Below are 25276 nucleotides of genomic sequence, written 5' to 3'. Positions count from 1 at the left end.
CGGATCGACCTCACATGAGCGGCTTCATCCGGGTGCGCGGCGCCCGCGAGCATAATCTGAAGAACATCGACGTGGACCTGCCCCGCGACAAGCTGGTGGTGATCACCGGGCTGTCGGGCTCGGGCAAGTCGTCGCTGGCTTTCGACACCATCTACGCCGAGGGGCAGCGCCGCTACGTGGAATCGCTGTCGGCCTATGCGCGGCAGTTCCTGGAACTGATGCAAAAGCCCGACGTGGAGAGCATCGAGGGCTTGAGCCCCGCCATTTCCATCGAGCAGAAGACCACCTCGAAGAACCCCCGCTCCACCGTGGGCACGGTGACCGAGATCTACGACTACATGCGCCTGCTGTGGGCCCGCGTCGGCGTCCCCCACTCGCCCGCCACCGGGCTTCCCATCGAAAGCCAGACGGTCAGCCAGATGGTCGACCGGGTCGAGATGATGGCGGAGGGCACGCGGCTCTACCTGCTGGCGCCTTATGTGCGCGGCCGCAAGGGCGAGTACCGCAAGGACCTGCAGGAACTACAGAAGAAGGGCTTCCAGCGGGTCAAGGTGGACGGCACGCTCTACGAGATCGACGACGTCCCCCAACTCGACAAGAAGAAGAAGCACGACATCGAGGTGGTGGTCGACCGCCTGGTAGTAAGGCCGGGCTTAGGCAACCGGCTGGCCGATTCCATCGAGACGGCGCTGTCCCTGGCCGATGGCCTGGCCATCGCCGAGAACGCCGAATCGGGCGAGCGCACCACCTTTTCCGCCAAGTTCGCCTGTCCGGTGTCGGGCTTCACCATTGAGGAGATCGAGCCCCGCCTGTTCTCCTTCAACAACCCCTTCGGCGCCTGCCCGTCCTGCGACGGCTTGGGGGTGAAGCTTTATTTCGATCCCGAACTGGTCGTTCCAAATCCTGGGGTTTCCTTGCGCGACGGCGCCCTCGCGCCCTGGGCGAACTCCACCTCGCAATACTACCTCCAGACCCTGCAGGGACTGGCCGAGCATTACCGCTTCAGCCTGGAAACGCCCTGGGAGAAGCTGCCCGAACGGATCCGCGAGGTTATCCTCCACGGCTCGGGTAACGAGGAAATCCGCATCGCCTACGAGGACGGATTCCGCGGCTATCACACCGAGAAATCGTTCGAGGGCGTCATCCCCAACATGGCGCGCCGCTACCGGGAGACGGATTCGTCCTATGTGCGCGAGGAATTGTCGCGCTTCCAGGGCACCGCACCGTGCGAAGCCTGCGGCGGGGCACGCCTCAAGCCGGAAGCCCTGGCGGTCAAGGTCAACAGCCTGCACATCTCCGAGGCCACCGAGTTCTCCATCCTGGCGGCGCGCGACTGGTTCGCCGACCTACACAACCACCTGCGGCCCAAGGACCAGGAGATCGCCCGGCGCATCCTGCGCGAGATCAACGACCGCCTGGGCTTCCTGGTGGACGTGGGGCTGGAATACCTGACGCTGGGGCGTGGCTCGGGCTCGCTGTCGGGCGGCGAAAGCCAGCGCATCCGTCTGGCCAGCCAGATCGGCTCGGGACTGACCGGCGTGCTCTACGTGCTGGACGAGCCCTCCATCGGCCTGCACCAGCGGGACAACGACCGTCTGCTGGCGACGCTGAAGCGCCTTCGGGACATCGGCAACACCGTCATCGTGGTCGAGCATGACGAGGACGCCATCCGCGCCGCCGATTATCTGGTCGACATGGGCCCCGGCGCCGGCATCCACGGCGGCCAGGTGGTGTCGGAAGGCACCCCCGAACAGGTGATGGCCGATTCCAACTCCATGACCGGGCGCTACCTCACCGGCCTTGACCACATTCCGCTGCCCCTCAACCGGCGCAAGGGCAACGGCAAGACGCTGTCGCTGATCGGCGCGCGCGGCAACAACCTCAAGGATGTGGACGTCCATGTCCCGCTGGGAACGCTTACCTGCATCACCGGCGTGTCGGGCGGCGGCAAGTCCACCCTGGTGATCGAGACCCTGTACAAGGCCCTGGCCCGCCGTCTGATGGGCGCGCGCGAGCAGCCCTCGCCCTTCGACCGCATCGACGGCATCGAGCATCTGGACAAGATCATCGACATCGACCAGAGCCCCATCGGCCGCACGCCGCGGTCCAACCCGGCCACCTATACCGGCGCCTTCTCGCCCATCCGCGACTGGTTCACCGAACTGCCCGATTCCAAGGTGCGCGGCTACAAGCCGGGGCGCTTCTCGTTCAACGTCAAGGGCGGCCGCTGCGAGGCCTGCCAGGGCGACGGCGTGATCAAGATCGAGATGCACTTCCTGCCCGACGTCTACGTCCAGTGCGACGTCTGCAAGGGCAAGCGCTACAACCGCGAAACCCTGGAAATTACCTTCCGGGGAAAAAGCATCGCCGACGTGCTGGACATGACCGTCGAGGAGGCCGCCGACTTCTTCAAGGCGGTGCCCGCCATCCGCGACAAGATGGTGACCTTGCAGCGGGTGGGCCTGGACTACATCCATCTTGGCCAGCAGGCCACCACGCTCTCGGGCGGCGAGGCCCAGCGGGTGAAACTGGCCAAGGAACTGTCCAAGCGCTCCACCGGCCGCACGCTCTACATCCTGGACGAGCCCACCACCGGCCTGCATTTCGAGGACGTGCGCAAGCTGCTGGAAGTGATCCAGGCCCTGGTGGACGCCGGCAACACGGTTCTGGTCATCGAACATAACCTGGAAGTCATCAAGACCGCCGACTGGATCGTCGATCTGGGGCCGGAAGGCGGCGACGGCGGCGGCCGTATCGTGGCCGCCGGGACTCCCGAAGACGTGGCGGCCTGCGCCCAAAGTTACACCGGCCAATACCTTGGTCCGATTCTGGGCCGGAAACCGAGAAAGGCGTCATAACCCATTGGTGTGGGCCGATTTTTCGCCCTCACTGAATCCTGCGTCGTAAAGACGTTACTTTAAGAAAAAACGCCCTTTCTCAGTTCAGTTCAGTGATGCAACGATTTCTGGACTGGAGTCCTCTCCGCCCATTACTTAGAAAGCGCTGGACAGCCGATTCTTTTCTTGCAACATTGGATTCCTGGATCGCAAGAAGAGTCCGTCCCATGAGGTTCATCCGCATCATCACAGCCCTTTCCGCCCTGGCGGCGGTGTCGGCCTGTGCCATGCCCGAACCCGTGGCCCCGACCACGACTGCGAATCCGGCCACTGCCTCAACCCCGACGGTAACAGCGCCTCCTCCGCCCGCCGCCTCCATGGTGACGGACGACGTGGCTCTGCCGCCCTCGCCGGTGGTGGTTCATTTCAATCATGGCAAGGCCGATATCACCGGCTCGACCATGCAGGTGCTGTGGGGCTTGGCGCCGTCGCTGAAAGCGGCGCCCCCCACGGTGATCCGGGTCCAGGGCTTCACCGATGCCTCGGGCAAGGCCGCCTACAACAAGATCCTGTCCGAGAAGCGGGCCCAGGCCGTGGCCGACCAGCTGCGCAAGCTGGGCATCGCCGCGCGGGTCGAAGTCGTCGGCCAGGGTGTGGTCAAGGGTGGCAAGAAGGGGTCCAAGGACGCCGCCGCCCGTCGTGTGGAGATCAGCTGGGAGCCGGCTTCTCCGGCCAAGACCTCCGCCGCCTCCCCCGTCCCGTCCGACACCGTCAAGAGCCAGGCTGACCGCCAGGATCTGGGCGCCACCGGCATCGCCGGCGCCGCTCCGGCCACGGGTGCGGCCGAAGCGGTATCCTACGCCGGATTTGCGCCGGCGGCCTCTGGGTCGCCCCTGATCGCGGATTGGGCCGCGACCAATGAGGCGACCGGGCCTCCGGCCACTCTTTCCTAGATATACGCGGCGATCTGAGCCCGCCGGCGGCGAAGCGCCTCCGCGTCCTCTGCCTTGGCCTTGGCCTGAGTGGAAGCGGGTTGCGTCTCGGCGGTCTTGCTGCTTTTCATGATGGTTCCGTCCTTGGGGTGGAAGGCCGATCGCCTTCGAGTCCGGATACTGAGCGTCGATCGTGGCGGCAAACGGGACGGAATCTGGGCATTTTCAAGGCAGCCTTTCCAAAGCGGCCCGATCCCCCTCACATGATTCAATACAGAACCGCGATGATATCTCATCGTGGTTCTGCTAGGCCCAAGGGGCCGCGCGCCTTTTGGCGCGGGAGCCAAGCCGCCACGGGCGGCGCCCGGCGCCTGAGGGCGATGCGGTGAGCGGTATCGATCATCGCATCTTGGCAAGAGAGAGCCAGGAGGGCGTCATGAATCGTCGCTGCACGATCATCGCCGTCGGAATTGGAGAAGGCGCCCGCGACCCGGGATGCGCCAAGGGGCCGGAAATACTGAAAAAATCTGGCGTCTTCGACCGTCTGGCAGCCCGCTCGCCGGGGCTTTGCTGGCAGGAGGTGCCAGTTTCGGCCTCGGCCGCCGCCTCGCCCGCCACGGTGGTTGCCCGGGCCTGCGACGCCCTGGCCCAAGCCGTGGCCGCAGTCAGGAGCGAGGGCCGCTTCCCCATCGTCATCGGCGGCGACCATTCCATCGCCATGGGCACCTGGAGCGGGCTCAGCCGGGCGCTTGCCCCGCCGGGCCGCTTCGATCTCCTGTGGATCGACGCCCACATGGATTGCCACGATCCCTCCACCAGCCCGTCGGGAGCGCTGCACGGCATGCCGTTGGCCTGCCTGTTGGGGCGCTGCCACCCGCAACTGGCCGGCGTGGCCTGCCCCGCCCCGCCGCTCAAGCCCGGCGACGTCACCCTGGTGGGCGTGCGCAGCTTCGAGCGGGAAGAGGATTCCTTCGCCCACCAATCGGGCCTGCGGGTGATCCGCATGGAGGAGGTCACGGCCAAGGGCCTTGCCGCAATCCTGCCCCGGCCCACTGGGCCGTTCGGCATCACGCTCGACCTGGACGCCATCGATCCTGGGGACGCCCCGGCGGTGGGCTCGCCCGTGCCGGGCGGCATTGCGGCCTCCGAACTGCTGGAATCCTTGCGGCCGCTGCTGGCCTCGCCCCATTGCCTCGCGCTGGAAATCGCCGAATACAGCCCGCCCCACGACGTGGCGGACAAGACCGCCATCCTGATGGAAACCATTCTGGCCATGGCGGCGCAACCGGGAGAACCGCCATGACCGCCACCATCGCCCTCGAGGATACATGGTGCGCCCACAACTACCATCCGCTGCCGGTGGTGCTGGTCCGGGGCGAAGGCGCCCTGGTCTGGGACGAGAACGGGCAACGCTACATCGACATGATGGGAGCCTATTCCGCCGTCAGCCATGGCCATAGCCATCCCCGGCTGGTCCGGGCGCTGACCGAGCAGGCGGGCAAGCTGGCGGTGATTTCGCGGGCCTTCCACACCGCGCCGCTGGGCCCCTTCGCCGAGTTGGCCTGCACGTTGACCGGCATGGACCGGGCGCTGCCCATGAACACCGGGGCCGAGGCGGTGGAGACGGCGCTGAAAGCGGCGCGCAAATGGGCCTATACGGTGAAGGGCGTGCCGGAAGGCCAAGCCCGCATCATCGCGGCGAAGGGCAATTTCCACGGCCGGACCATCGCCATCATCGGCATGTCCACGGTGGAGCAGTACCGCGACAGCTTCGGCCCCTTCCCCGGCGGCTTCGACCTGATCCCCTTCGGCGACGCCGACGCCCTGGAAAAGGCCATAACGCGGGACACCGCCGCCTTCCTGGTGGAGCCCATCCAGGGCGAAGGCGGCATCATCGTGCCGCCCGAGGGCTATCTCGCCCGCTGCCGCCAGATCTGCGACCGCCGCCGGGTGCTGCTGATCGCCGACGAGATCCAGACCGGGCTGGGCCGCACCGGCCGCCTGCTGGCCTGCGAGCATGAAGGCGTCAAACCCGACGCGGTGACGCTCGGCAAGGCGCTGGGCGGCGGCATGCTGCCGGTGTCGCTGCTGCTGGGCAAGGCGGAACTGATGGACGTGTTCCGGCCCGGTGACCACGGTTCCACGTTCGGCGGCAATCCCCTAGCCGCGGCGGTGGGGCGGGAAGCCTTGCAGGTGCTGCTGGACGAAGGACTGATCGAGCGCGCCGCCGAGCTTGGGCCCTGGCTGATGGAGCGCCTGCGCGCCCTGGACAGCCCGCTGATCAAGGACATCCGGGGGCGCGGCCTGTTCATCGGCATCGAGTTCGACGCCGACCGCATCCAGGCCCGCGAGGTCTGCGACCGGCTGGCGGCCAGGGGCATCCTCACCAAGGACACCCACCGCAACACCATCCGCTTCGCGCCGCCCCTGGTGATCAGCCGCGAGCTTTTGGACGAGGCCGTGTGGAGCCTGGGCGCGGTGCTGGCGGAGGCTTGATTTCGCGCCATTCCCCTGGCGCCAGCCCATCCAGCGTCCACTCGCCCACCGCCCAGCGGATCAGGCGCAGGGTGGGAAAGCCGATGGCAGCGGTCATGCGGCGGACTTGGCGGTTGCGCCCCTCGCGGATGGTCAGCTCGATCCACGCGGTGGGAATGGCGGCGCGGTAGCGGATGGGCGGATCGCGCGGCCACAGGTTGTCCGGCTCGACCATGGCCCGCGCCTCGGCCGGCAGGGTCGGCCCGTCGTTGAGCACCACGCCCCGGCGCAGCTTGTCCAGATCGGCCTCGGAGGGAATGCCCTCCACCTGCGCCCAGTAGGTCTTGGCCAGCTTGTGCTTGGGCTCGCTGATGCGCGCCGCCAGCGTCCCGGAATCGGTCAGCACCAGCAATCCTTCCGAATCCCGGTCAAGGCGTCCGGCGGCATAGACGCCCGGCACGTCGATGTAATCCTTGAGCGTCGCCCTCCCCCCCTCCCGGTCGGTGAACTGGGTCAGCACGTCATAAGGCTTGTTGAAGACGATCAGCCGAGTCACAACACCCGTTCCACTCTTCCCGAAAGGCCCAGCAATGGCACGAGCGCCGTTTCCGCACAAGAAGCAGCCGCCGAGGCGTCCCGATCCCATCAGCCCGGAAGCCGAGAAGGTGGCGGGGCTGCCGGCGGTCAAAGCGCTGTTCGCCCATGATCCGGGCCGGGTCGAACGGCTGTTCTATGACGAGCGCATGAAGGACGCGGCGGCCGAGATGTGCAAGGCCATGGCGGCGGCGCGCAAGCCCTACCGCCTGGCGCCCACCGAGGAACTGACCAAGATCCTCGGCTCGCCGCTGCACGGCGGCATCATCGCGGTGACCCGGCCGAAGGCCCTCCGCCTCTTCGACCCCGCCGAGGCACATGTGTGGGCCAAGGAGGGCAAGCCGCTGCTGGTTCTGGACGGCGTCGGCAATCCCCACAACCTGGGGGCCATCGCCCGGACCATGGCCTTCTTCGGCCTGGAGCGCCTGGTGATCTCCGACCATCCCGGCCAGGCCGGACCGTCCGAGGCGGCGCTGCGCGTCTCCGAGGGCGGGCTGGAATGGGTGGAGGTGATTCGCACCCGGAATTTCGTTGCGGCCCTGAAACGGCTTAGAGATTCCCACCGCATCGTCGGCACCGCCCTCGGCTCGGGCAAGCCGGTGGCCGAGGTGCTGAACCGTCCGGGCAAGCCGGTGGCGCTGATCCTCGGCAATGAGGAGGACGGCCTTCCTCCCGCCACGCTGGCGGCCTGCGACGACATCGTCACCCTGCCCGGCTCGGGCCGTATCCAGTCGCTCAACGTGGCCGCCACCGCCGCCATCCTGATCCATGAACTGGCGAAGCCGCGCCGTTGATACTACATTACCGTCTTCCCTATATCGGAGAGTTCAATGTCTTCCACCGTCCGCGCCTCCCACATCCTGCTGATGTACAAGGGCTCGTCCCGTTCCCAGGCCACCCGCTCCAAGGACGAGGCCCTGGCCGAGATCAACAACATCAAGGACGAGATCGCCCAGGGCGCTGATTTCGGCCAGATGGCGCGGCAGTATTCCGACTGTCCCTCGGGCGAGGACGGCGGCGATCTGGGCGAGTTCCCCAAGGGCGCCATGGTGCCGGAATTCGAGGTGGCCGCTTTCGCGCTGAAGTCGGGCGAGGTGTCCGATGTGGTGGAGACCCCGTTCGGCTTCCACCTGATCCAGCGTACCGACTGATCCCGTTCATTGCGGTCCCGCGTCGGCCATGGCCCGCGCCCCTAAGACCGCCCCTTCGGGAAAACCGTGGCCTGACAACCGTAAAGGGCTTAGGATTTTCCGAGGATGGGCTATTTCACGGGGAGAAGACATGGCCGACGATGGGAACGATATCAAAGCCGAGAGCGTAACGGTCGCGGTCGCCGCCACGGAGCCCGCCGCACACCCGGCCCGCCCGGCCCGCAAGAAGCCGGCGGCGGCCAAGCCGCTCAGCCCGGCCGCCCAGGCCAGGCATGATCTGGCGGAAATGCGCCACGATCCCGAAGCGGTACGCCACGCCTTCGAGACCGGCGAATATCCCTACAAGAGCCGCCTGGGCCGCGCCGAATACGAGACCAAGAAGGCTGCGCTCCAGGCCGAACTGCTGAAGGTCCAGCTTTGGGCCCGCGACACCGGGCAGAAATTCGTTCTGCTGTTCGAAGGCCGCGACGCCGCCGGCAAGGGCGGCACCATCAAGCGCTTCATGGAGCACCTGAACCCGCGCGCCGCCCGGGTGGTCGCGCTGGAAAAGCCCAGCGAGGTCGAGCGCGGCCAGTGGTTCTTCCAGCGCTATATCCAGCACCTGCCCACCTCGGGCGAAATGGTGTTCTTCGACCGCTCCTGGTACAACCGGGCCGGCGTCGAGCGGGTGATGGGCTTTTGCACCCCGGCCGAATACCTGGAATTCATGCGCCAGACGCCCGAGGTGGAGCGCATGCTGGTCCGTTCCGGCATCAAGCTCTACAAGTACTGGTTCTCGGTGACCCAGGACGAGCAGCTGCGCCGCTTCAAGTCCCGCGAACGCGACCCCTTGAAGCAGTGGAAGCTGTCGCCCATCGACAAGGCGTCGCTGGGCAAGTGGGCGGACTACACCGAGGCCAAGGAGGCGATGTTCTTCTACACCGACACCGCCGACGCGCCGTGGACCATCGTCAAGTCCGACGACAAGAAGCGGGCGCGGCTCAACTGCATGCTCCACTTCCTGAATTCGCTCGACTATCCCGGCAAGGACCACAGCCTGGTCCACCTGCCCGACCCGCTGATCGTCGGCAAGGGTGCCCACGTGGTCCACAAGAGCGAGCATATCCTGGGAGCGTCGCTCGCCCCGTGACGGATTTGACAGGAGGCGCCGGCGCAACCATCTAGAGCCGGCGCCCCTGTCCCCTATCGAGGCCCCCATTCCATGGAACATTTTCTCGAGAAGCTGATCTTCCGCAGCCGCTGGATCATGGCCCCGTTCTATCTGGGCCTCGTGGTCTCTCTGGTGATGCTGTTGGTCAAATTCTGCCAGGAACTGATCCATCTGGTGCCCCATGTGCTGGAGATGAACGAGAATCAGACCATCCTGATGGTGCTGTCGCTGATCGACATGTCCCTGGCGGGCAACCTGCTGCTGATGGTGATCTTCGCCGGTTACGAAAACTTCGTCTCCAAGATCGATACCGGCGACCACGAGGACCGGCCCGACTGGATGGGCAAGGTGGATTTCGGCGGATTGAAGCTGAAGCTGATCGCCTCCATCGTCGCCATCTCGGGCATCCATCTGCTCAAAGCCTTCATGAACGTCGAGAGCCAGAACAAGGAGAACCTGGCCTGGATGGTCGGCATCCACATGGCCTTCGTGGTCTCGGGCGTCTTGCTGGCCCTCATGGACCGCATCGTTGAAGGCCCCGGGCACGGAAAACATTAAGACCATGCCCCGCGACGCGCCCTCTTATGACATTCGGGCCGCGTCCTGGGAGAAGGACATCGAGTATTTCTGCGCCCGCTGCGGCGCGCCGGTGACCAAGGGTCGCTGGGAAATGGCCATGAACGGCGGGTTCGAGCACGTCTTCTTCAATCCCGCCGGCATGGTGTTCCGGGTTCTGTGCTTCAAGGAGGCGCCGGGCGCCATCGCCCTGGGGGCCGCCAGCGGCCAGTTCACCTGGTTCCGGGGCTATCTCTGGCGTTTGAGCGCCTGCCGCGCCTGCGACCTGCACCTGGGCTGGCGCTACGAAGGCTCGGACGAGCCCCGCATCTTCTTCGGCCTGATCAAGGACAGCCTTACGACCCAAGCACCTGGGCGATCTCGCCCGGAGTAAGCAACCGCCACTGCCCCTCGGGCAGGTCGCCCAGGGCGAGGCCGCCGATGGCGGCGCGGTGCAGGCGCTCCACATGGTTGCCGACTGCCGCGAACATACGCTTGACCTGATGGTAGCGGCCCTCGGTGATGGTGATGCGGGCCGTCTGGGGGCCGGTCGCCACCAGTTCGGCCGGGGCCAGCGGCGTGGTCTCGGAGCGCAGCATCAAGGTGCCGGAGGCGAACACGTCGCCCTCCTCGCCCGACAGCGGTCGGGCCAGGGTGACCTCGTAGGTCTTGGGCACGTGGCGCTTGGGCGAACTGATACGGTGCGCCAGCGGGCCGTCGTCGGTCAGCAGCAGCAGGCCGGTGCTGTCGCGGTCGAGGCGTCCCACCGGCGCGACGATGGGGTTGCGATGCATGAAGCGCTCGGGCAGCAATTCATAGACGATGCGCCCGGGATCCGAGGTCGAGCAGGTGTAATCCTCGGGCTTGTTGAGCATCAGGACGATCCCGGCCGGCGGGTCCAGGGGCTCGCCGTCCACCCGGATATCCTCGTGCGCGACCTTGGCGCCCTCGTCCAGGGGGGTGCCGTCGGCCAGGGTGATACGCCCGGCCTTGATCATAGCCTTGACGTCGCGCTGACTGCCGTAGCCGAGATTGGCGATCAACCGTATCAGTCTCATGCCGGTTCCCTCATGGTCCCGTCACCCCCGGGCATGACGGTATGGGGATGGCTCTACTTGTCATGGCGGTTGCTGGCCAGATAGACCTTGAAGCCGTCGGCTTCCCGCAGCAGGGTCACCTCGCGGAAGCGGCGGCGCAGTTCCGCCTCGTAGGGCAGGTTGCGGTTGGCCACCAGCACGAACTTGCCGCGCCGCCGGATGGCCTTCCAGGCCGCCGTGATGAAGCCCTGGCCGATGGCGGGATCGGCCTTGCGCCCCTCGTGGAAGGGCGGATTGCTGACGATCCAGTCGTAGGGCTCGCATTTGGGCAGTCCGGCGCCCACGTCCAGCCAGTGGAACGCCGCCCGCTCGTCCCCGGCCAGATTGGTGCGTGCGTCCTCCAGCGCCAGGGCTTCCGCCTCGAACAGGTCGATGGCGGTGATGTCGGGGAAGCGGCGCAGGATCTCGGCGGACAGGTATCCCCACCCCGCCCCCAGATCGGCCCCCCTTCCGGCCAAGCCTTCGGGCAGGCAATGGAGCAGCAGGGCCGAACCCTTGTCCACATGCTCTGCGCTGAAGCAGCCGGCGCGGGCGACGAGGTCGCAGCCCTCCACCGGCTTCGGCGCGGCCGCCTCCAACCATTCGGCCGGCGCATCCTGGTTGCCGCGCACCATCCAGAAGGTGCGGGCCTGATGCTTGGACAGCGATCCGGCCAGACCGAACACCTTTTCCGCCTCGCGCTCGTGGCTGGCCGCGCCCAGGGCGTTGGCGCCGCAGCAGACCAGCACGCCGCCGGGCTCGAGCAAGTCCCAGGCCCGCGCAATGTTGGCCCGGTTCTCGGCCTTGTGCTTGGTCAGCAGCACCAGCCCGGCGGGAAACCGGCCTTCCAGCCGCGCCACGGTCTGGAATCCGGCCTGGACCAGACGATCAAAGGCGGGCTTGAAGCCCTGCTCGCAGACCAGACGCCGCCGCCACTCGCCGGCCAAGGCCTCGTGCGGCTCGGCGCGCATCAGGAAGGCGCGCTCCGGCAGGTCCAGCAGGTCACGCTCGAAGGGCAGCACTAAGGCGTCGATGATCTTGGAATCGGTCATGCCGGGCGGTTTAGCATGCCGGACATGTGGCCGTCGAGGCATGCCGAGCGTTGACTCGAGGTCAGAGGCGGCCCAAGGTGCGCCCCATGGCCCGCCAAGACACCATCGACGACGAGGACAAGGTCCGCCTGCTGCGCGCCCTGGCCTTCCAGATTCACCGCAAGACCCCCGCCGACGAGGCGCTGGGCGAATTGCTGGAGCACGAATCCAAGGGCGGACGCCGCCGCGCCTTCCGCGCCGGGGTGGACGCCCTGGCCGCCGACGGCTTCACCGCCGCCATGGCCGCGCTGGGCCTGTTCAGCGACGATGCCATGGTGCTGCTGGGCTTGCTGGCCGATTCGGGCGATCACCGCCTGCTGTCCAGCGGGCTGGGCAAGATCGCCGACCTCATCGAAGAAAAAAACCCCTGACCTTTCGGATCAGGGGTTTTTGCCAAGCCTTTGAAACCGCCTACGCTTTCGACGGCGTGACGATCAGGCGCTCGACCGGCTTGTCGTTGGCGAAATGCGACGAGACGATCTCGTCGATGTCTTCCACCGTCTCGGCCTTGTACCAGATGCCCTGGGGGTAGACCACCATCAGGGGGCCGAACTTGCAAAAGCCCAGGCAGCTGGACGAGGCGACGCTGACGCCCTTTTCCCACAGGTTCATCTCGGTCACCTTCTCCGCCAGGCGCTGGAAAAGGGGCTGACCGCCGCCCTTGCTGGTGCAGCAGCCGCGCGGATGCCCGTCGGGGCGGCGCTGGGTGCAGATGAAGGCGTGGTACTTGTTGGGGTAATGGGACACGTGCGACCTCCCTCTCATTCTTGAATTCGGTAATGAGATACCGCTTTCTCAGGTTTATGACCAGAGGCTAATCCGCGTCAGACCTTGACGTTGCGGCGCTTCAGTTCTTCGCCGGTGAACAGGTCATAGCGGGTGAGGCAGGAATCCACCGACTTGCCGGTCAGCTCGCGCCACTTGTCCAGCGCTTCCTTGCGCGTGAACGGACCGTGGACCTCAAGGGTGCGGCCTTCGGTCACCTCCTGGAAGGTGGTGTCGGCGTATTCGCCGCCCAGCACGTACCACTGGTCGGCGGCGCTGTCCTCGGTGCTGCGGATGAAGTAGCGGACCATGGCGTTGTCCACCGACTTGCCGGTCAGCGCCCGCCAGCAGATATGGGCCTCCTGCTCCTCGAAGGGGCCGAAGCGCTCCTCGGTGTGGCCGGGGGCGATGACGGTAAAGGAAGTGTCGGCATATTCGCCGCCGACGACGTAATAGGTCTTGGCCATGGGTATCTCTTTCCCACTCGAAGGGGTGGCTTCGGGCACGCTTATACCCCATCCCCGGCTGGGAAGGAATGTCCTTTCGCCGCATGCGTTCCGGCAGATTTTGCCGACCCTATTTTTGAGAAATGGCGGAAAAGCTTGGGTTTGCTGTTGGCACGCGGGGTGCAAAGGAAGTAGCGAACACTCTCCTCGGAGAACGAACATGATCAGCCTGAACTCTGCCGCCTCCCATATCCTGCTCAACAAGAAGGAAGGGGCCGGCAGCCATTCCATCGAGAAATCGGGCTCGTCCTCGGCCCTGTCCACCTACGGCTACGGCCCGCTGGACCTGCCCGACGCCGAAAAGGAAGCCACCGCCGACGGCAGCGGCGCCAAGCCGGTGTCCGGCACCTCGTCCATCTCGGCCATTTCCGGGGCCGGCGGCGCCCAGTTCCTGGCCCACATGGTGGCGTCCATGAATCCCATCCGGTAAAGCATCTGGACAAGAGACGTCTTAGTCTCTATCTCCGTCGGCATGACCCGCACCGTTCACGTGATCGGCGGCGGGCTTGCCGGGTCGGAAGCCGCCTGGCAGCTCGCTCAGGCCGACATCCCCGTCATCCTCCACGAAATGCGCCCGGTGCGCACCACGCCTGCCCATCAGACCGATGGCCTGGCCGAGCTGGTGTGCTCCAACTCGTTGCGCTCGGACGATGCCGATTACAACGCCGTCGGCCTGCTGCACGAAGAGATGCGCCGGGCCGGCTCGCTGATCCTGCGCGAAGCCGACGCCCACAAGGTGCCGGCGGGCGGAGCCCTGGCGGTGGACCGCGACGGCTTTTCCCAGGGCGTCCAGGCGGCGCTGTCCTCCCATCCCCGCATCACCATTGTCCGCGAGGAAGTGGCCGGCTTGCCGCCCGAGGAATGGGAACAGGTGGTCGTCGCCACCGGCCCGCTGACCTCGCCCGCCATGGCCGAGGCGCTCCGGGGCGTGACGGGAGAGGACTCGCTGGCCTTCTTCGACGCCATCGCCCCCATCGTCACCAAGGACAGCATCGATTTCACCAAGGCATGGTTCCAGTCGCGCTACGACAAGGGCACCGGCTCGGACTACATCAACTGCCCGCTGGACAAGGAGCAGTACTACGCCTTCATCGACGCCCTGATCACCGGCGAGAAGGTGGCGTTCCACGAGTGGGAGAAGGACACGCCTTATTTCGAGGGCTGCCTGCCCATCGAGGTGATGGCCGAGCGGGGCAAGGACACCCTGGCCTACGGCCCCATGAAACCGGTGGGCCTGACCAATCCCAATGGGCCGAAGCCCTTCGCCGTGGTGCAGCTGCGCCAGGACAACGCGCTCGGCACGCTCTACAATCTGGTGGGCTTCCAGACCAAACTGCGCCATGGCGAGCAGGCCCGCATCTTCCGCGCCATTCCCGGCCTGGAGAATGCCGAGTTCGCCCGCCTGGGCGGCCTGCACCGCAACACCTTCGTCAACGGCCCCAGGGTTCTGGACAAGACACTGCGGCTGAAGGCCCAGCCCCGGCTGCGTCTGGCCGGACAGGTCACCGGGTGCGAGGGCTATGTGGAAAGCTCGGCCATCGGCTTGCTCGCCGGCCTGTTCGCGGCGGCTGAAGCCCAAGGCCGCGAGATGCTCCGCCCGCCGGCCACCACCGCGCTGGGCGCCCTGCTCGCCCACGTCACCGGCGGCGCCGACGCCGAGACCTACCAGCCCATGAACATCAATTTCGGCCTGTTCCCCCCGCCGCCCGAGCGCGACGAGAAGGGCCGCCGGGTCAAGGGCCGCGACCGCAAGAAGCTCTACGCCGAGCGGGCGCGACAGGCGCTGACGCCCTGGTTGGGGGCGTTGGGGAAGTAACCCCCTCAACGTCACCCCCGGACTTGTTCCGGGGGTCCATGGACACGGATGGACACGGATGCCGCTTCGCGGCCACGGATAAGTAACCCGCCCGCTCGCCCCCGGGCCAATGGAGGGCAGAACAGTGCCCAGTGGATACGGTTTTCCCTTGGAACGTGGGGATGAACCACAGAGGCACAGAGACACAGAGAAGGCACAGAGAAAAAGAGCTGTCATGGCTTGACCGGATCGAAGCATCTTTCATGCCTGAGGCGGCCGCCGCGGATGCCTGAAAGACCCTTCGCTACGCTCAGGGTGACAGATTTCTTGTTTTATTCCTCTGTGCCTTCTCTGTGTCTCTGTGCCTCTGTGGTTCTCTCACCGCCCGCCGAATTCCCGACCGGCACCGATAAGCGCTCCCACGCCGATCTTCCAGGTATCAGAGAACATCTGGATCAGAGTGGCGGCATGGGGCGACAGGCCCAGGTCCGGGATCAGGGCAAGGGTTACCGACGCCGCGCCCGAAGCGAGCGTGATCACCCCCACCAGAACCATGAAACCAAGTTTGGGCATGGACGGAGTCCCCAACAAAAAATCCCTTCAGCGGCGAACCACTGAAGGGATTTTATACTGAACTCAGGGTGCTTTAATGGCTTATCCACCTGAAATTCAGGTGGATAAAGAGGATATCGGGGAAAACCTACGCCCTCACCTCGGACGCCAGGCTGCGCTCCAGTTCGGCCATGCCGCCGGGCATGTCGACCTTGCCGCCGGCGGCGCGCATGGCCGAGCCCAGCGCGTGCAGGGTGCGGAACAGGTTGGGGGCGCGGGACTGCTCGCCCATCTGGCCGATGCGGACGATGGGCAGGCCGAAGGCGCCGGAGATTTCCACCTTGTGGACCTGGCTCATGATGTGGCGGACCTGATCGGCCGACACATGGGCAGGCAGTTCGATGCCGACCACCGAGTTGAGGCGCGAGCCCTCCTCGATCAGCAGTTTGAGGCCCATGGCCTCGACACCGTTCTGCAGCGCCTTGGAGCACTGGGAATGGCGGCGGAAGCGGCCCGGCAGGGTCTCGTCGCCGATCAGGCGCAGCGCCTCGTGCAGCGCCAGGATGCCCGACACCGGAGCGGTGTAGTGGTAGGAGTGGTTGTGCCAGAACTGATGCGCCAGACGGGCGTCCAGGCACCAATGGGCCATGGGGCTGTTGCGCTTCTCGATGCGGGCAAAGGCCTCTTCCGAGAAGGCGATCAGCGACACGCCGGGGATGGAGGACAGGCCCTTCTGGCCGCCGGTGATAATGGCGTCCACCCGCCACTCATCCATTTCCATGGGCATGGTGGACAGCGTGCAGACGGCGTCAACGATGTTGAGGCAGCCATACTGCTTGCCCAGGCGGCAGATCTCGATGAGGTCACGGTTCCACACCGTGTTGGAGGTCTCGCCCTGCACCACGGTCAGAATCTGGAACTTGCCGGTCTTCAGGGCCTTTTCCACATCCTCGGCGGCGATGGCGCGCTTGTCGGGGGCGTCAAGACGGGTGACGTCGCCCCCCACCCGCTCGGCCATCTCGGCCAGACGGCGGGAAAACAGGCCGTTGCAGATGGACAGGACCTTGGTGCCCGGCTCCACCAGATTGGCGATGGCCATCTCCATGGCGGCCGAGGCCGGACCGGCCACGCCCATCACATGGGGCGAATCGGTCTGGAAGACGTAGCGGCCCATGGTCTTCACCTGTTCGATCACCGCGTTCATGGTGTCGCCCAGGTGGTTGATGATCAGTGAGTTGGCCATGGCCACCTTGGGCGGAATCGGCACGGGGCCGGCGCCCATCATCAGCAGGGGCTCGTCGGGGAGGATGTTGTCCAGGGGAATGACGGTGGGGGGCGTAGGGTATTTCATGTCGGTTCCTAAAGGCGGGATTCGCCTATACTCCATTTTCAGGCGGAAGCCAATTCCGCCAATTTGCCGATCACCTTGCGCAGGCCGACAATCCGGTCCTTGGGATCCTCCCAGGCGCGCAGGAAGACGATCTTGTGGTCGGGACGGATCTTGCAGGTTCCCGCCGAGCGCGAGATGAACTGCACCAGGGCGCCCGGATTGGCGAAGACGTTGCCGCGCAAGGAAACCACGGCGCCCTTGGGCCCGGAATCCACCTTGTCGATGCCGGCCAGCTTGCACAAGGCCTTGATGGCGACCACTTCCAGCAGGTTCTCCACTTCCGGAGGCAGCTTACCGAAGCGGTCGATCAGCTCGGCGGCCAGGGCCTCGATCTCCGCCTGGTCGGCAAGCGAGCCGATGCGGCGATACAGCGACAGGCGCACCGACAGATCGGCCACATAGGTCTCGGGGATCAGCACCGGGGTGCCGACGGCGATCTGCGGCGACCATTCCTCGGCCGCCTCGCCGCCCTGCCCGCCCTTGGCGGCGGCCACGGCCTCTTCCAGCAATTGCTGGTAAAGCTCGATGCCCACCTCGCGGATATGGCCCGATTGCTCCTCGCCCAGCAGGTTGCCGGCGCCCCTTATGTCGAGGTCATGGCTGGCCAATTGGAAGCCGGCCCCCAATGTGTCGAGCGCCTGCATGACCTGCAGGCGCTTTTCCGCCGCCTTGGACAGCACCTTGTCGTTGGGGAGCGTAAAGTAGGCGTAGCCGCGGGTCTTGGAGCGGCCCACCCGGCCGCGCAGCTGGTAAAGCTGGCCCAGGCCGAACATGTCGGCCCGGTGGATGATCAGCGTATTCACGCTTGGCATGTCGATGCCGGATTCGATGATGTTGGTGGACAGCAGCACGTCGTACTGCTTGTCGCCGAAGGCCACCATCACCTCTTCCAGGTCGGCGGGGGCCAGCCGGCCATGGGCCACGGCGGTCTTGACCTCGGGCACCAGTTTGGCCAGGCGTTCGGCCACCCGGTCGATATCGGCTAGGCGCGGGCAGACATAGAACACCTGCCCGCCCCGGTACCGCTCGCGCAGGATGGCTTCGCGCAGCACGACGGGATCGTAGGGCAGCACGAAGGTGCGCACCGCCAGGCGATCCACCGGCGGGGTGGCGATGACGCTCATCTCCTTCACCCCCGACAGCGCCATCTGCAGCGTGCGGGGAATGGGCGTGGCGGTGAGCGTCAGCACATGGACGTCGGATTTCAGCTGCTTCAGCCGCTCCTTGTGGGCGACGCCGAAATGCTGCTCCTCGTCGATGATGAGAAGCCCCAGGCGCTTGAAGCCGATGCCCTTGGCCAGCAGCGCATGGGTGCCGACCACGATGTCCACCGAGCCGTCGGTCACGCCGGCCTTGACCTCGGACGCCTTCTTGGCGGTCACCAGCCGGGACAGATGCTCGACGCGCACCGGCAGGCCGGCGAAGCGCTCCTTGAAGGTGCGGTAATGCTGGCGGGCCAGCAGCGTGGTGGGCACCACCACGGCAACCTGCAACCCCTGCAACGCCGCCACGAAGGCGACGCGCAAGGCCACCTCGGTCTTGCCGAAGCCCACGTCGCCGCAGATCAGGCGGTCCATGGGCTTTCCGCTCGCCAGATCAGCGATGGAATCCTCGATGGCGCGCAGCTGGTCGTCGGTCTCGGCGAAGGGGAAGCGGGCGCAGAACTCGTCGTACAGCCCCTCGGCCGGGGTCAGCGCCTCGCCCTGGCGCATCTTGCGCTGGGCGGCGATGCCGATCAGCTGGTCGGCGATGTCGCGGATGCGCTTCTTGAGCTTGGCCTTCCTGGCCTGCCACGCCGTGCCACCCAGCTTGTCCAGCGACACGCCCGCCTGCTCCGAGCCGAAGCGGGTCAGGACGTCGATGTTTTCCACCGGCACGAACAGCTTGTCGCCGCCGTCGTAGATCACCCGCAGGCAATCGTGGGGGGCACCCGACACCTCGACGGCCACCAGCCCATCATAGCGGCCGATGCCGTGCTCCACATGCACCACCAGATCGCCTTCGGCCAGGGCCGAGGCCTCGGCGATGAACTGGGCGCCCTTCTTCTTCTTGCGGGCGGGCCGGGCCAGACGGTCGCCCAGGATGTCCTGCTCGGTGACCACGGCAAGGGTCGCAGTGGTAAAGCCGTGGTCGAGGCCGAGAACGGCCGCCGCCACCTTCCCCTTGTCCAGCCCTTGAGCCTCGGCCCAGCTGTCCACCGCCTCGATGCCCTTGATGCCGTGGTCCTTCAGAACCCCGGCGAGGCGATCGCGCGAGCCCTGGGTCCAGGCGGCGATCACCAGCCGGCGGCCGGCCTTGGCCTGCTCCTCGGCGTGTTCGCGCACGCAGTCGTAGACGTTGATTCCCGGCCGGGCCCGCTGATCTGCGAAGTCGCGGCCCAGCCGCCCGCCGGCATCGGCCTCGGCCTCGGCCTCGTCCACCGGGTCGAAGGGCGACAGGTGGAGAACGGGACGCATGCCCAACAGCCGGTCCCATTCGGCGCGCTCGAGATAAAGCCGCTCGGGCGGGATGGGGTGATAGACCATGCCCGATTCGCTCAGGCCCGATCCCGCCAGCCCGGCGCGGGCGTCGAAATATTCCAGCACCAGGGCGTGACGGGCGGAAAGCGCCTCGTCCGACTGGTGGTCGAGAACCACCGCCGCATCCGGCACATAGGCGAACAGCGTATCGAGTCCGTCATGGAACAGCGGCAGCCAATGCTCCATGCCGTTGAACTTGATGCCCTCGGAAATGGCCTCGTACAGCGGGTCGGCGCCTTGCACCACCCCGAACATCTCGCGGTAGGCGGCGCGGAAGCGGGCGATGGAGGCCTCGTCCAGGCCCAATTCGGCCACCGGGCGGCAGACGAAGCCCTCCACGGTTCCGGTGGTGCGCTGGCTCATGGGATCGAAAGCGCGCACCGAATCGATCTCGTCGCCGAAGAAGTCGAGGCGCAAGGGCTCGGCCGAACCCGGCGGGAACAGGTCGATGATGCCGCCCCGCACCGCGTATTCGCCGGGCTCCATCACCGTGTCGGCGCGCACATAGCCGTTCTTCGACAGAAAGGCCGTCAGCCTGTCCATGGACAGCCGCGAGCCCTTGCGGGCGTCGAGCGTCGCCTGGGCCAGGGCTTCCCGGGGCGGCACCCTTTGGGCCAGGGCGGGAACGGTGGTCAGCACCACGAAGGCGCCCTGCACCCCGTCGGCGAGCCGGGCCAGGGTGTCGATGCGCCGCGCCACCACGTCCACGTTGGGCGAGACCCGGTCATAGGGCACGCAATCCCAGGCGGGAAATTCCAGGACGCAAAGATCGGGGGCGAAGAAGGACAACGCCTCGGCCACCCGGGCCATGCGGCCTTCGTCGCGGGCCACGTGCAGGATTCCGCCGGTCGCCTCAGGCGACGCCGCCAATTCGGCCAGCAGCAGGGCGTCGCGCCCTTCCGGCGCGCCGGCGACCTTGCGGCGGCCGGGCCCGGCGATAAGTTTATCCAGGTTTTTCAAATCGGTGCGGCTTCGCTCTTAACGAACTTCTTCATCATCGCCATGACGTCGTGGTCGAGATGGGCGGGCACCTCTTCCTTGCCGGTGACCCAGTTGAACAGGTCGGAATCGTTCTCGGCGATCAGGGATTCGAAACGCTCGGCCTGTTCGGAGGTCAGCGTTTCCAGATACTTGACGGCGAAACCGCCGAACAGGATGTCGTTCTCGTTGGAGCCCATGTGGTGGGCACGGAACATCTGGCGCTTCAGTCGATCTTGATCCATTGCATCCGGCATTGCGTCGGTTTCGGAGCCGACTAGGATATAGCCCCTCGAGACCGGAATGTCAGCCCGCCATGCGCCCCCAGGTTCTGTTTCCCCTCTTCGCCCCGGTGACCAGCCTGCCCGGCATCGGTCCGCGCCTGGCGCCGCTCTATCAGCGGCTGGTGGGCGACAAGGTGCTGGACCTGCTGTGGCACCTGCCCACCGGGGTGATCGACCGCCGCTTCGCCCCCAAGGTGATGGACGCCCCCCACGGCAAGGTCGCCACCCTGACGCTCAGGGTGGACGCCCACTTCCCCTCCTCGTCCCCGAAGCGCCCCTACCGGGTGCGCATGAGCGACGAGACGGGTTTCCTGCATCTGGTGTTCTTCCACGGGCGCGAGGACTGGCTGCGCAAGCAATTGCCCGAGGGCGAGATCCGCGTGGTCAGCGGTCAGGTCGAGCATTTCAACAACGAGATCCAGATCAGCCACCCGGACCACATCGTGCCGCTGGACCAGATCGCCCAGGTGATGGCGGTCGAGCCGGTCTATGGGCTGACCGCCGGATTGACGGGCCGTGCCGTGGCCAAGACGGTGGCGGCGGCCGTCGCCAAGGCCCCGGATTTGCCCGAATGGCAGGAGCCCCACTGGCTGGCCCGCCAGGGATGGCCGGACTGGCGCACGGCGCTTGACCGGCTCCACCATCCTGAAGACGAGCAGAGCGCCACCGGCAATACTCCGGCGCGCCAGCGTCTGGCCTTCGACGAATTGCTGGCCAACCAGCTGGCGCTGGCCATGGTCCGCGCCCAGATGCGCAAGCTCAAGGGCCGCGCCCTGGTGGGCGGCGGGTCCTTGCGGGCCAAGGTGATGGCGGCGCTGCCCTATACCCTGACCGGCGCGCAAAGCCGCTCGCTGGCCGAGATCGATGCCGACATGGCCGAACCGCTGCGCATGCTCCGCCTGCTTCAGGGCGATGTCGGCAGCGGCAAGACGGTGGTGGCCCTGCTCGCCATGCTCACCGCCGTCGAGGCCGGGGCTCAGGCCGCCATGATGGCGCCCACCGAGATCCTGGCCCGCCAGCATTACGCCGGCATCGCGCCCCTGGCCGAGGCGGCGGGCCTCAAGGTCGCTTTGCTCACCGGGCGCGACAAGGGCAAGGCGCGCCAGGGGGTTCTGGATGGCCTCGCCTCGGGCGAGATCCACATCCTGCTCGGCACCCACGCCTTGTTCCAGGAGGACGTCGCCTTCAAGGACCTCGCCCTGGCGGTGATCGACGAGCAGCACCGCTTCGGGGTGCATCAGCGCCTGGAACTGGCGGCCAAGGGGCTGGCGGTAGACATGCTGGTGATGACCGCCACCCCCATTCCCCGCACCCTGCTGCTCACCGCCTATGGCGACATGGACGCCTCGCGCCTGGACGAGAAGCCGCCGGGCCGCAAACCCATCGACACCCGCGTGGTGCCGCTTTCCCGAATGGACGAGATGGTGGCGGGGATCGGCCGGGCGGTGGCCTCGGGTGCAAGGGCCTATTGGGTCTGCCCGCTGGTGGAGGAATCCGAGACCAGCGACCTTGCGGCGGCAGAGGACCGCCACCGGCACCTCACCCATGTGTTCGGCGACCGCGTCGGCCTTGTCCACGGCCGCATGAAGGGCCCGGCCAAGGACAAGGTGATGGCCGAATTCGCCGCAGGCCACCTGGACATCCTGGTGGCCACCACGGTGATCGAGGTGGGCGTCGACGTGCCCGACGCCAACATCATGGTCATCGAGCATGCCGAGCGCTTCGGCCTTGCCCAGCTGCACCAGCTGCGCGGCCGGGTGGGACGCGGCACCAAGGAATCCCGCTGCCTGCTGCTCTACGGCCATCCCTTGGGCGAGATCGCCAAGGCGCGGCTGGAAATCATGCGCGCCACCGAGGACGGCTTCAGGATCGCCGAGGAAGACCTGCGCCTGCGTGGCGGCGGCGAGATGCTGGGCACCCGGCAAAGCGGCCTGCCCGAATTCCGCCTGGCCGATCTGGCCATCCACGGCGACTTGCTGGCCGCCGCCCGCGACGATGCGCGGCTTATCCTCGAGCGCGACCCGGACCTGTCCAGCCCGCGCGGCGAGGCGCTGCGCGTCCTGCTCTACCTGTTCGAACGCGACGCGGCGGTGCGGACCCTTCGGTCGGGGTAGGAGCAGACTCACTCCAATGACCGTCATGGCCGGGCTTGACCCGGCCATCCATGGACCCTCGGGTCAAGCCCGAGGGTGACGAAATGGAAAAGCGATCACACCAAGCTCAGACAGCCCCTACTCGATCACCGCCTGCAGCGAGGTCCAGGTGCCGGCGGTGGGGGCCAGCAGCAGGCAGCCCTCTTGCGCCCTGGGGCGATAAGGCATCCCGCTGGTCAGCGCCGCATGCCCGCCGGATTCGGCGTGGATCAGCACCCCGGCGGCGTGGTCCCAGGGCATCAGGCGGTTGTAATGGGCGAAGTGCAGCTTGCCCGTTACCAGATCGATATAATCGTGGGCGGCGCTGCCCTTGCGGGTGCATTTGGCCACCATTGAGGCGAGCCGCCCCGAACGCTTCACCGATCCGGTGAGATCGGCCAGCGGCGCGGTGGGCAGCACGGCCAAACGCTCCGTTCCCAGCCAGGCCCCGGCCCCAAGCTCGGCGGTGATCATGCGCTGGCCCAGGGGATCGAGAATCCAGCCGGCCACGGTCACGCCGTCGCGCACCAGGGCGACGATGACGGCGAAACGGGGATTGCCCTTGGCGAAATTGGCGGTGCCGTCCACCGGATCGATGATCCAGACGGCTCCCTCGCCTTCCAGCAGCCGCAGCAGGGCGGGGTCGGCGGCCACCGCCTCCTCGCCCACCACGCCCGCACCGGGAATCAGCTCGCGCAGCCGGCGGGTCATCACCCGCTCGGCCTCGGTATCGGCCTCGGTGACCAGCTCGCCCGGCCGCTTCTCGCGAATCTGGCCGGCCGACAGGTGGTTGAAGCGGGGCAGGATCTCCTCGGCCGCCGTTTCGGTGATGATGGAGGCCACCTTGTCGAAATCCATCATGCCCCCCTGCCCCCGGCCTTGCGCTGGTGAAAGCGCTTGACGTCGGCGGGGTCGAGCCTGACCCGCATGAAGGCCTGCGCCTCGTCGTCGCGCCGGGCCACCACCTCGCCATGGCTGTAGAGCCAGGCGATGGAAGCGCCGTCGGACAGCGGCAGTGCCACGTCCAGGGTTTCGCGCGCCGCGCCCAGGCGGCGGTCCAGCTCGGCCAGCAGGTCGTCGACGCCCTCGCCGGTCACCGCCGACAGCGCCATGGCGCCGTCGCGGCGCTTGGCCTGGTTCAGCACTTCCTCGCGGCCCTGCTCGTCCAGCAGATCGATCTTGTTCAGCGCCTCGACCAGCCCGCGGTCCACCACCTCGGACAGCCCCAGCTCGCGGAGCACGGTATCCACGTCGGCGGCCTGGGCCTCGGTGTCGGGGTGGGAGACGTCGCGCACATGCACCACCACGTCGGCCTCCAGCACCTCCTCCAGGGTGGCGCGGAAGGCGGCGACCAGTTCGTGCGGCAGGTCGGAGATGAAGCCCACCGTGTCCGACAGGATGATCTTGCGCCCCGACGGCAGCACCAGGGTGCGCATGGTGGGGTCCAGCGTGGCGAACAGCATATCCTTGGCCATCACCTCGGCCCGGGTCAGCTGGTTGAACAGCGTCGACTTGCCGGCATTGGTGTAGCCCACCAGGGCGACGATGGGATAGGGCACCTTGCGCCGCGCCTTGCGGTGCAGCTCGCGGGTGCGCTTGACGTCTTCCAGCTCGCGCTCCAGCTTGACGATGCGCTCGCCGATCATGCGGCGGTCAGCCTCGATCTGGGTCTCGCCGGGGCCGCCCAGAAAGCCGAAGCCGCCCCGCTGGCGTTCCAGGTGGGTCCAGGACCGCACCAGCCGCGAGCGCTGGTACGAAAGTGCCGCCAGTTCCACCTGCAGCGTGCCCTCGCGGGTCCGCGCCCTTGCGCCGAAAATTTCGAGAATCAGGCCGGTGCGGTCGATGACCTTGCAGCCCCAGGCCTTTTCCAGATTGCGCTGCTGCACCGGCGACAGATGGCCGTCCACCACCGCCAGATCGACCTCGCATTCCTTGACCAGTTCGGCCAGACGCTCCACCGCGCCCTTGCCCATCAGGGTGGCCGGGCGGACCTTGGCGACGTTGACCGCCTCGGCGGCGACGATGTCGAGATCGATGGCTCCGGCCAGCCCGACCGCCTCGGCGAGGCGGGCTTCAGGCAGACGGGAACCATCCCCGCCCTTGAAGGCGGGGTGGATCACCATGGCGCGGCTGGGCGCCGCCTGTGTGGAACCGGTTTCTCCCACCTATTCTTCGCCGTTTTCCTTGATCGGAGGCTCGAACAGAGAGATGGGGGTCGACGGCATCACCGTCGAGATGGCGTGCTTGTACACCAGTTGGGTATGACCGTCGCGGCGCAGCAGCACCGAGAAGTTGTCGAACCAGGTGACGATACCCTGAAGCTTCACGCCGTTGACCAGGAAGATGGTGACGGGCGTCTTGTTCTTGCGGATGTAGTTGAGGAACACATCCTGCACATTTTGCGATTTTTCGGCGGACATGATTGGAATCCGTTCTTATTGGCCGATCTTGATTATTGGAGTGCGGCTGGGCACCTACCCCGTTGAACCCTTGT

The 25276-nt window shown here is 66.6% G+C and carries 25 protein-coding genes; 13 read left to right on the top strand and 12 right to left on the bottom strand.

Annotation, left to right across the window (positions count from 1 at the left end; translation table 11 throughout):
• Window positions 1-14: 14 nt before the first annotated feature.
• From uvrA to rocD, 4 genes are all read left to right on the top strand, one after another.
• Window positions 15-2858, top strand: coding sequence for an excinuclease ABC subunit UvrA (gene uvrA, locus XM1_RS14600; RefSeq protein ID WP_068434707.1), 2844 nt, complete (start codon window positions 15-17; stop codon window positions 2856-2858).
• Between the two features lie 206 nt (window positions 2859-3064).
• Window positions 3065-3790 carry an OmpA family protein gene (locus XM1_RS14595; RefSeq protein ID WP_068434704.1) on the top strand — a complete coding sequence of 242 codons (726 nt, stop codon included), beginning with the start codon at window positions 3065-3067 and terminating at the stop codon, window positions 3788-3790.
• Window positions 3791-4205: 415 nt separating this feature from the next.
• Window positions 4206-5072 (top strand): arginase, encoded by an 867-nt coding sequence (locus XM1_RS14590; protein WP_068434702.1) that lies wholly within the window; start codon window positions 4206-4208, stop codon window positions 5070-5072.
• Complete coding sequence (gene rocD, locus XM1_RS14585) at window positions 5069-6265, top strand: ornithine--oxo-acid transaminase (protein ID WP_068434700.1); 1197 nt, start codon at window positions 5069-5071, stop codon at window positions 6263-6265. Before XM1_RS14590 ends, rocD begins: the two co-directional genes overlap by 4 nt.
• Here rocD and XM1_RS14580 read toward each other — a convergent pair.
• A complete protein-coding gene (locus XM1_RS14580; RefSeq protein WP_068434698.1) occupies window positions 6204-6800 on the bottom strand; it encodes a pseudouridine synthase in 597 nt (198 codons plus the stop codon). The genes rocD and XM1_RS14580 overlap by 62 nt on opposite strands.
• 34 nt (window positions 6801-6834) lie before the next feature.
• Between XM1_RS14580 and XM1_RS14575 the strand changes: the two genes are divergently transcribed.
• The 5 genes from XM1_RS14575 to XM1_RS14555 all read left to right on the top strand — a co-directional run bounded on the left by XM1_RS14575 (window position 6835) and on the right by XM1_RS14555 (window position 10088).
• Window positions 6835-7632 (top strand): RNA methyltransferase, encoded by a 798-nt coding sequence (locus XM1_RS14575; RefSeq protein ID WP_068434696.1) that lies wholly within the window; start codon window positions 6835-6837, stop codon window positions 7630-7632.
• A gap of 36 nt (window positions 7633-7668) precedes the next feature.
• On the top strand, window positions 7669-7989 hold the full coding sequence (locus XM1_RS14570) for a peptidylprolyl isomerase (RefSeq protein ID WP_068434694.1): 321 nt from the start codon (window positions 7669-7671) through the stop codon (window positions 7987-7989).
• Window positions 7990-8119: 130 nt separating this feature from the next.
• Window positions 8120-9118, top strand: a complete 999-nt coding sequence (ppk2, locus tag XM1_RS14565) for a polyphosphate kinase 2 (protein ID WP_068434692.1) — start codon at window positions 8120-8122, stop codon at window positions 9116-9118.
• Window positions 9119-9190: 72 nt separating this feature from the next.
• Window positions 9191-9697, top strand: a complete 507-nt coding sequence (locus XM1_RS14560) for a TIGR00645 family protein (RefSeq protein WP_068434689.1) — start codon at window positions 9191-9193, stop codon at window positions 9695-9697.
• Between the two features lie 4 nt (window positions 9698-9701).
• Window positions 9702-10088: a cereblon family protein gene (locus tag XM1_RS14555; protein WP_068434687.1), complete on the top strand. Its 387-nt coding sequence runs from the start codon at window positions 9702-9704 to the stop codon at window positions 10086-10088.
• Here the strand turns inward: XM1_RS14555 and XM1_RS14550 are convergent.
• Together XM1_RS14550 and XM1_RS14545 are read right to left on the bottom strand one after the other, a co-directional pair.
• Window positions 10051-10752 (bottom strand): pseudouridine synthase, encoded by a 702-nt coding sequence (locus tag XM1_RS14550; RefSeq protein ID WP_068434685.1) that lies wholly within the window; start codon window positions 10750-10752, stop codon window positions 10051-10053. The two genes, XM1_RS14555 and XM1_RS14550, sit on opposite strands and share 38 nt — an antisense overlap.
• A 53-nt stretch (window positions 10753-10805) precedes the next feature.
• Window positions 10806-11822, bottom strand: a complete 1017-nt coding sequence (locus XM1_RS14545; protein ID WP_082700538.1) for a class I SAM-dependent methyltransferase — start codon at window positions 11820-11822, stop codon at window positions 10806-10808.
• Between the two features lie 86 nt (window positions 11823-11908).
• Between XM1_RS14545 and XM1_RS14540 the strand changes: the two genes are divergently transcribed.
• Window positions 11909-12232, top strand: coding sequence for a hypothetical protein (locus XM1_RS14540; protein WP_068434682.1), 324 nt, complete (start codon window positions 11909-11911; stop codon window positions 12230-12232).
• Window positions 12233-12272: 40 nt separating this feature from the next.
• Here the strand turns inward: XM1_RS14540 and XM1_RS14535 are convergent, their stop codons facing one another.
• Together XM1_RS14535 and XM1_RS14530 are read right to left on the bottom strand one after the other, a co-directional pair.
• Entirely contained in the window at window positions 12273-12608 is a 336-nt protein-coding gene (locus XM1_RS14535; RefSeq protein ID WP_197603079.1) for a ferredoxin, read from the bottom strand.
• Window positions 12609-12685: 77 nt separating this feature from the next.
• On the bottom strand, window positions 12686-13093 hold the full coding sequence (locus XM1_RS14530; RefSeq protein WP_068434678.1) for a DUF4170 domain-containing protein: 408 nt from the start codon (window positions 13091-13093) through the stop codon (window positions 12686-12688).
• Between the two features lie 199 nt (window positions 13094-13292).
• Between XM1_RS14530 and XM1_RS14525 the strand changes: the two genes are divergently transcribed.
• Together XM1_RS14525 and trmFO are read left to right on the top strand one after the other, a co-directional pair.
• On the top strand, window positions 13293-13562 hold the full coding sequence (locus XM1_RS14525) for a hypothetical protein (protein WP_068434676.1): 270 nt from the start codon (window positions 13293-13295) through the stop codon (window positions 13560-13562).
• Between the two features lie 42 nt (window positions 13563-13604).
• A complete protein-coding gene (gene trmFO / locus XM1_RS14520; protein WP_068434674.1) occupies window positions 13605-14948 on the top strand; it encodes a methylenetetrahydrofolate--tRNA-(uracil(54)-C(5))-methyltransferase (FADH(2)-oxidizing) TrmFO in 1344 nt (447 codons plus the stop codon).
• Between the two features lie 357 nt (window positions 14949-15305).
• On the opposite strand, the gene XM1_RS14515 is transcribed toward trmFO, so the two are convergent.
• The 4 genes from XM1_RS14515 to XM1_RS14500 form a co-directional block, all read right to left on the bottom strand.
• The gene (locus XM1_RS14515) at window positions 15306-15500 is read right to left on the bottom strand and encodes a hypothetical protein (protein WP_068434671.1); all 195 of its coding nucleotides are present in this window, start codon (window positions 15498-15500) and stop codon (window positions 15306-15308) included.
• Window positions 15501-15627: 127 nt separating this feature from the next.
• Window positions 15628-16830, bottom strand: coding sequence for an alanine--glyoxylate aminotransferase family protein (locus XM1_RS14510; RefSeq protein ID WP_068434670.1), 1203 nt, complete (start codon window positions 16828-16830; stop codon window positions 15628-15630).
• 38 nt (window positions 16831-16868) lie between these two features.
• The gene (mfd, locus tag XM1_RS14505; protein ID WP_068434668.1) at window positions 16869-20348 is read right to left on the bottom strand and encodes a transcription-repair coupling factor; all 3480 of its coding nucleotides are present in this window, start codon (window positions 20346-20348) and stop codon (window positions 16869-16871) included.
• The gene (locus XM1_RS14500) at window positions 20345-20611 is read right to left on the bottom strand and encodes a succinate dehydrogenase assembly factor 2 (protein WP_231920524.1); all 267 of its coding nucleotides are present in this window, start codon (window positions 20609-20611) and stop codon (window positions 20345-20347) included. The genes mfd and XM1_RS14500 overlap by 4 nt, the downstream gene beginning before the upstream one ends.
• 71 nt (window positions 20612-20682) lie before the next feature.
• On the opposite strand from XM1_RS14500, the gene recG reads away from it, so the two are divergent.
• Window positions 20683-22764 carry an ATP-dependent DNA helicase RecG gene (gene recG, locus XM1_RS14495; protein WP_068434664.1) on the top strand — a complete coding sequence of 694 codons (2082 nt, stop codon included), beginning with the start codon at window positions 20683-20685 and terminating at the stop codon, window positions 22762-22764.
• Window positions 22765-22881: 117 nt separating this feature from the next.
• On the opposite strand, the gene XM1_RS14490 is transcribed toward recG, so the two are convergent.
• From XM1_RS14490 to hfq, 3 genes are read right to left on the bottom strand one after another with little or no spacing between them, the layout of a single operon-like run.
• Entirely contained in the window at window positions 22882-23643 is a 762-nt protein-coding gene (locus tag XM1_RS14490) for an inositol monophosphatase (RefSeq protein WP_231920523.1), read from the bottom strand.
• Complete coding sequence (gene hflX / locus XM1_RS14485) at window positions 23640-24947, bottom strand: GTPase HflX (RefSeq protein WP_068434661.1); 1308 nt, start codon at window positions 24945-24947, stop codon at window positions 23640-23642. The genes XM1_RS14490 and hflX overlap by 4 nt, the downstream gene beginning before the upstream one ends.
• A complete protein-coding gene (gene hfq / locus XM1_RS14480) occupies window positions 24948-25202 on the bottom strand; it encodes an RNA chaperone Hfq (protein ID WP_008617630.1) in 255 nt (84 codons plus the stop codon).
• Window positions 25203-25276: the final 74 nt, after the last annotated feature.

Source organism: Magnetospirillum sp. XM-1 (assembly GCF_001511835.1).
Taxonomy (GTDB): Bacteria; Pseudomonadota; Alphaproteobacteria; order Rhodospirillales; family Magnetospirillaceae; genus Phaeospirillum.
This window is presented reverse-complemented; position numbering and strand designations above follow the sequence as displayed.

Bases quoted from the DNA above. Each gene is read 5' to 3' on its own strand.
- XM1_RS14525 (WP_068434676.1), top strand. From the start codon at position 13,293: ATGATCAGCCTGAACTCTGCCGCCTCCCATATCCTGCTCAACAAGAAG.
- rocD (WP_068434700.1), top strand. From the start codon at position 5,069: ATGACCGCCACCATCGCCCTCGAGGATACATGGTGCGCCCACAACTAC.
- XM1_RS14550 (WP_068434685.1), bottom strand. From the start codon at position 10,752: ATGAGACTGATACGGTTGATCGCCAATCTCGGCTACGGCAGTCAGCGC.
- XM1_RS14595 (WP_068434704.1), top strand. From the start codon at position 3,065: ATGAGGTTCATCCGCATCATCACAGCCCTTTCCGCCCTGGCGGCGGTG.
- XM1_RS14500 (WP_231920524.1), bottom strand. From the start codon at position 20,611: ATGGATCAAGATCGACTGAAGCGCCAGATGTTCCGTGCCCACCACATG.
- XM1_RS14530 (WP_068434678.1), bottom strand. From the start codon at position 13,093: ATGGCCAAGACCTATTACGTCGTCGGCGGCGAATATGCCGACACTTCC.
- ppk2 (WP_068434692.1), top strand. From the start codon at position 8,120: ATGGCCGACGATGGGAACGATATCAAAGCCGAGAGCGTAACGGTCGCG.
- XM1_RS14515 (WP_068434671.1), bottom strand. From the start codon at position 15,500: ATGCCCAAACTTGGTTTCATGGTTCTGGTGGGGGTGATCACGCTCGCT.
- XM1_RS14575 (WP_068434696.1), top strand. From the start codon at position 6,835: ATGGCACGAGCGCCGTTTCCGCACAAGAAGCAGCCGCCGAGGCGTCCC.
- XM1_RS14560 (WP_068434689.1), top strand. From the start codon at position 9,191: ATGGAACATTTTCTCGAGAAGCTGATCTTCCGCAGCCGCTGGATCATG.
- XM1_RS14555 (WP_068434687.1), top strand. From the start codon at position 9,702: ATGCCCCGCGACGCGCCCTCTTATGACATTCGGGCCGCGTCCTGGGAG.
- uvrA (WP_068434707.1), top strand. From the start codon at position 15: ATGAGCGGCTTCATCCGGGTGCGCGGCGCCCGCGAGCATAATCTGAAG.
- XM1_RS14510 (WP_068434670.1), bottom strand. From the start codon at position 16,830: ATGAAATACCCTACGCCCCCCACCGTCATTCCCCTGGACAACATCCTC.
- XM1_RS14545 (WP_082700538.1), bottom strand. From the start codon at position 11,822: ATGACCGATTCCAAGATCATCGACGCCTTAGTGCTGCCCTTCGAGCGT.
- XM1_RS14570 (WP_068434694.1), top strand. From the start codon at position 7,669: ATGTCTTCCACCGTCCGCGCCTCCCACATCCTGCTGATGTACAAGGGC.
- XM1_RS14490 (WP_231920523.1), bottom strand. From the start codon at position 23,643: ATGATGGATTTCGACAAGGTGGCCTCCATCATCACCGAAACGGCGGCC.
- hfq (WP_008617630.1), bottom strand. From the start codon at position 25,202: ATGTCCGCCGAAAAATCGCAAAATGTGCAGGATGTGTTCCTCAACTAC.
- XM1_RS14540 (WP_068434682.1), top strand. From the start codon at position 11,909: ATGGCCCGCCAAGACACCATCGACGACGAGGACAAGGTCCGCCTGCTG.
- trmFO (WP_068434674.1), top strand. From the start codon at position 13,605: ATGACCCGCACCGTTCACGTGATCGGCGGCGGGCTTGCCGGGTCGGAA.
- recG (WP_068434664.1), top strand. From the start codon at position 20,683: ATGCGCCCCCAGGTTCTGTTTCCCCTCTTCGCCCCGGTGACCAGCCTG.
- XM1_RS14590 (WP_068434702.1), top strand. From the start codon at position 4,206: ATGAATCGTCGCTGCACGATCATCGCCGTCGGAATTGGAGAAGGCGCC.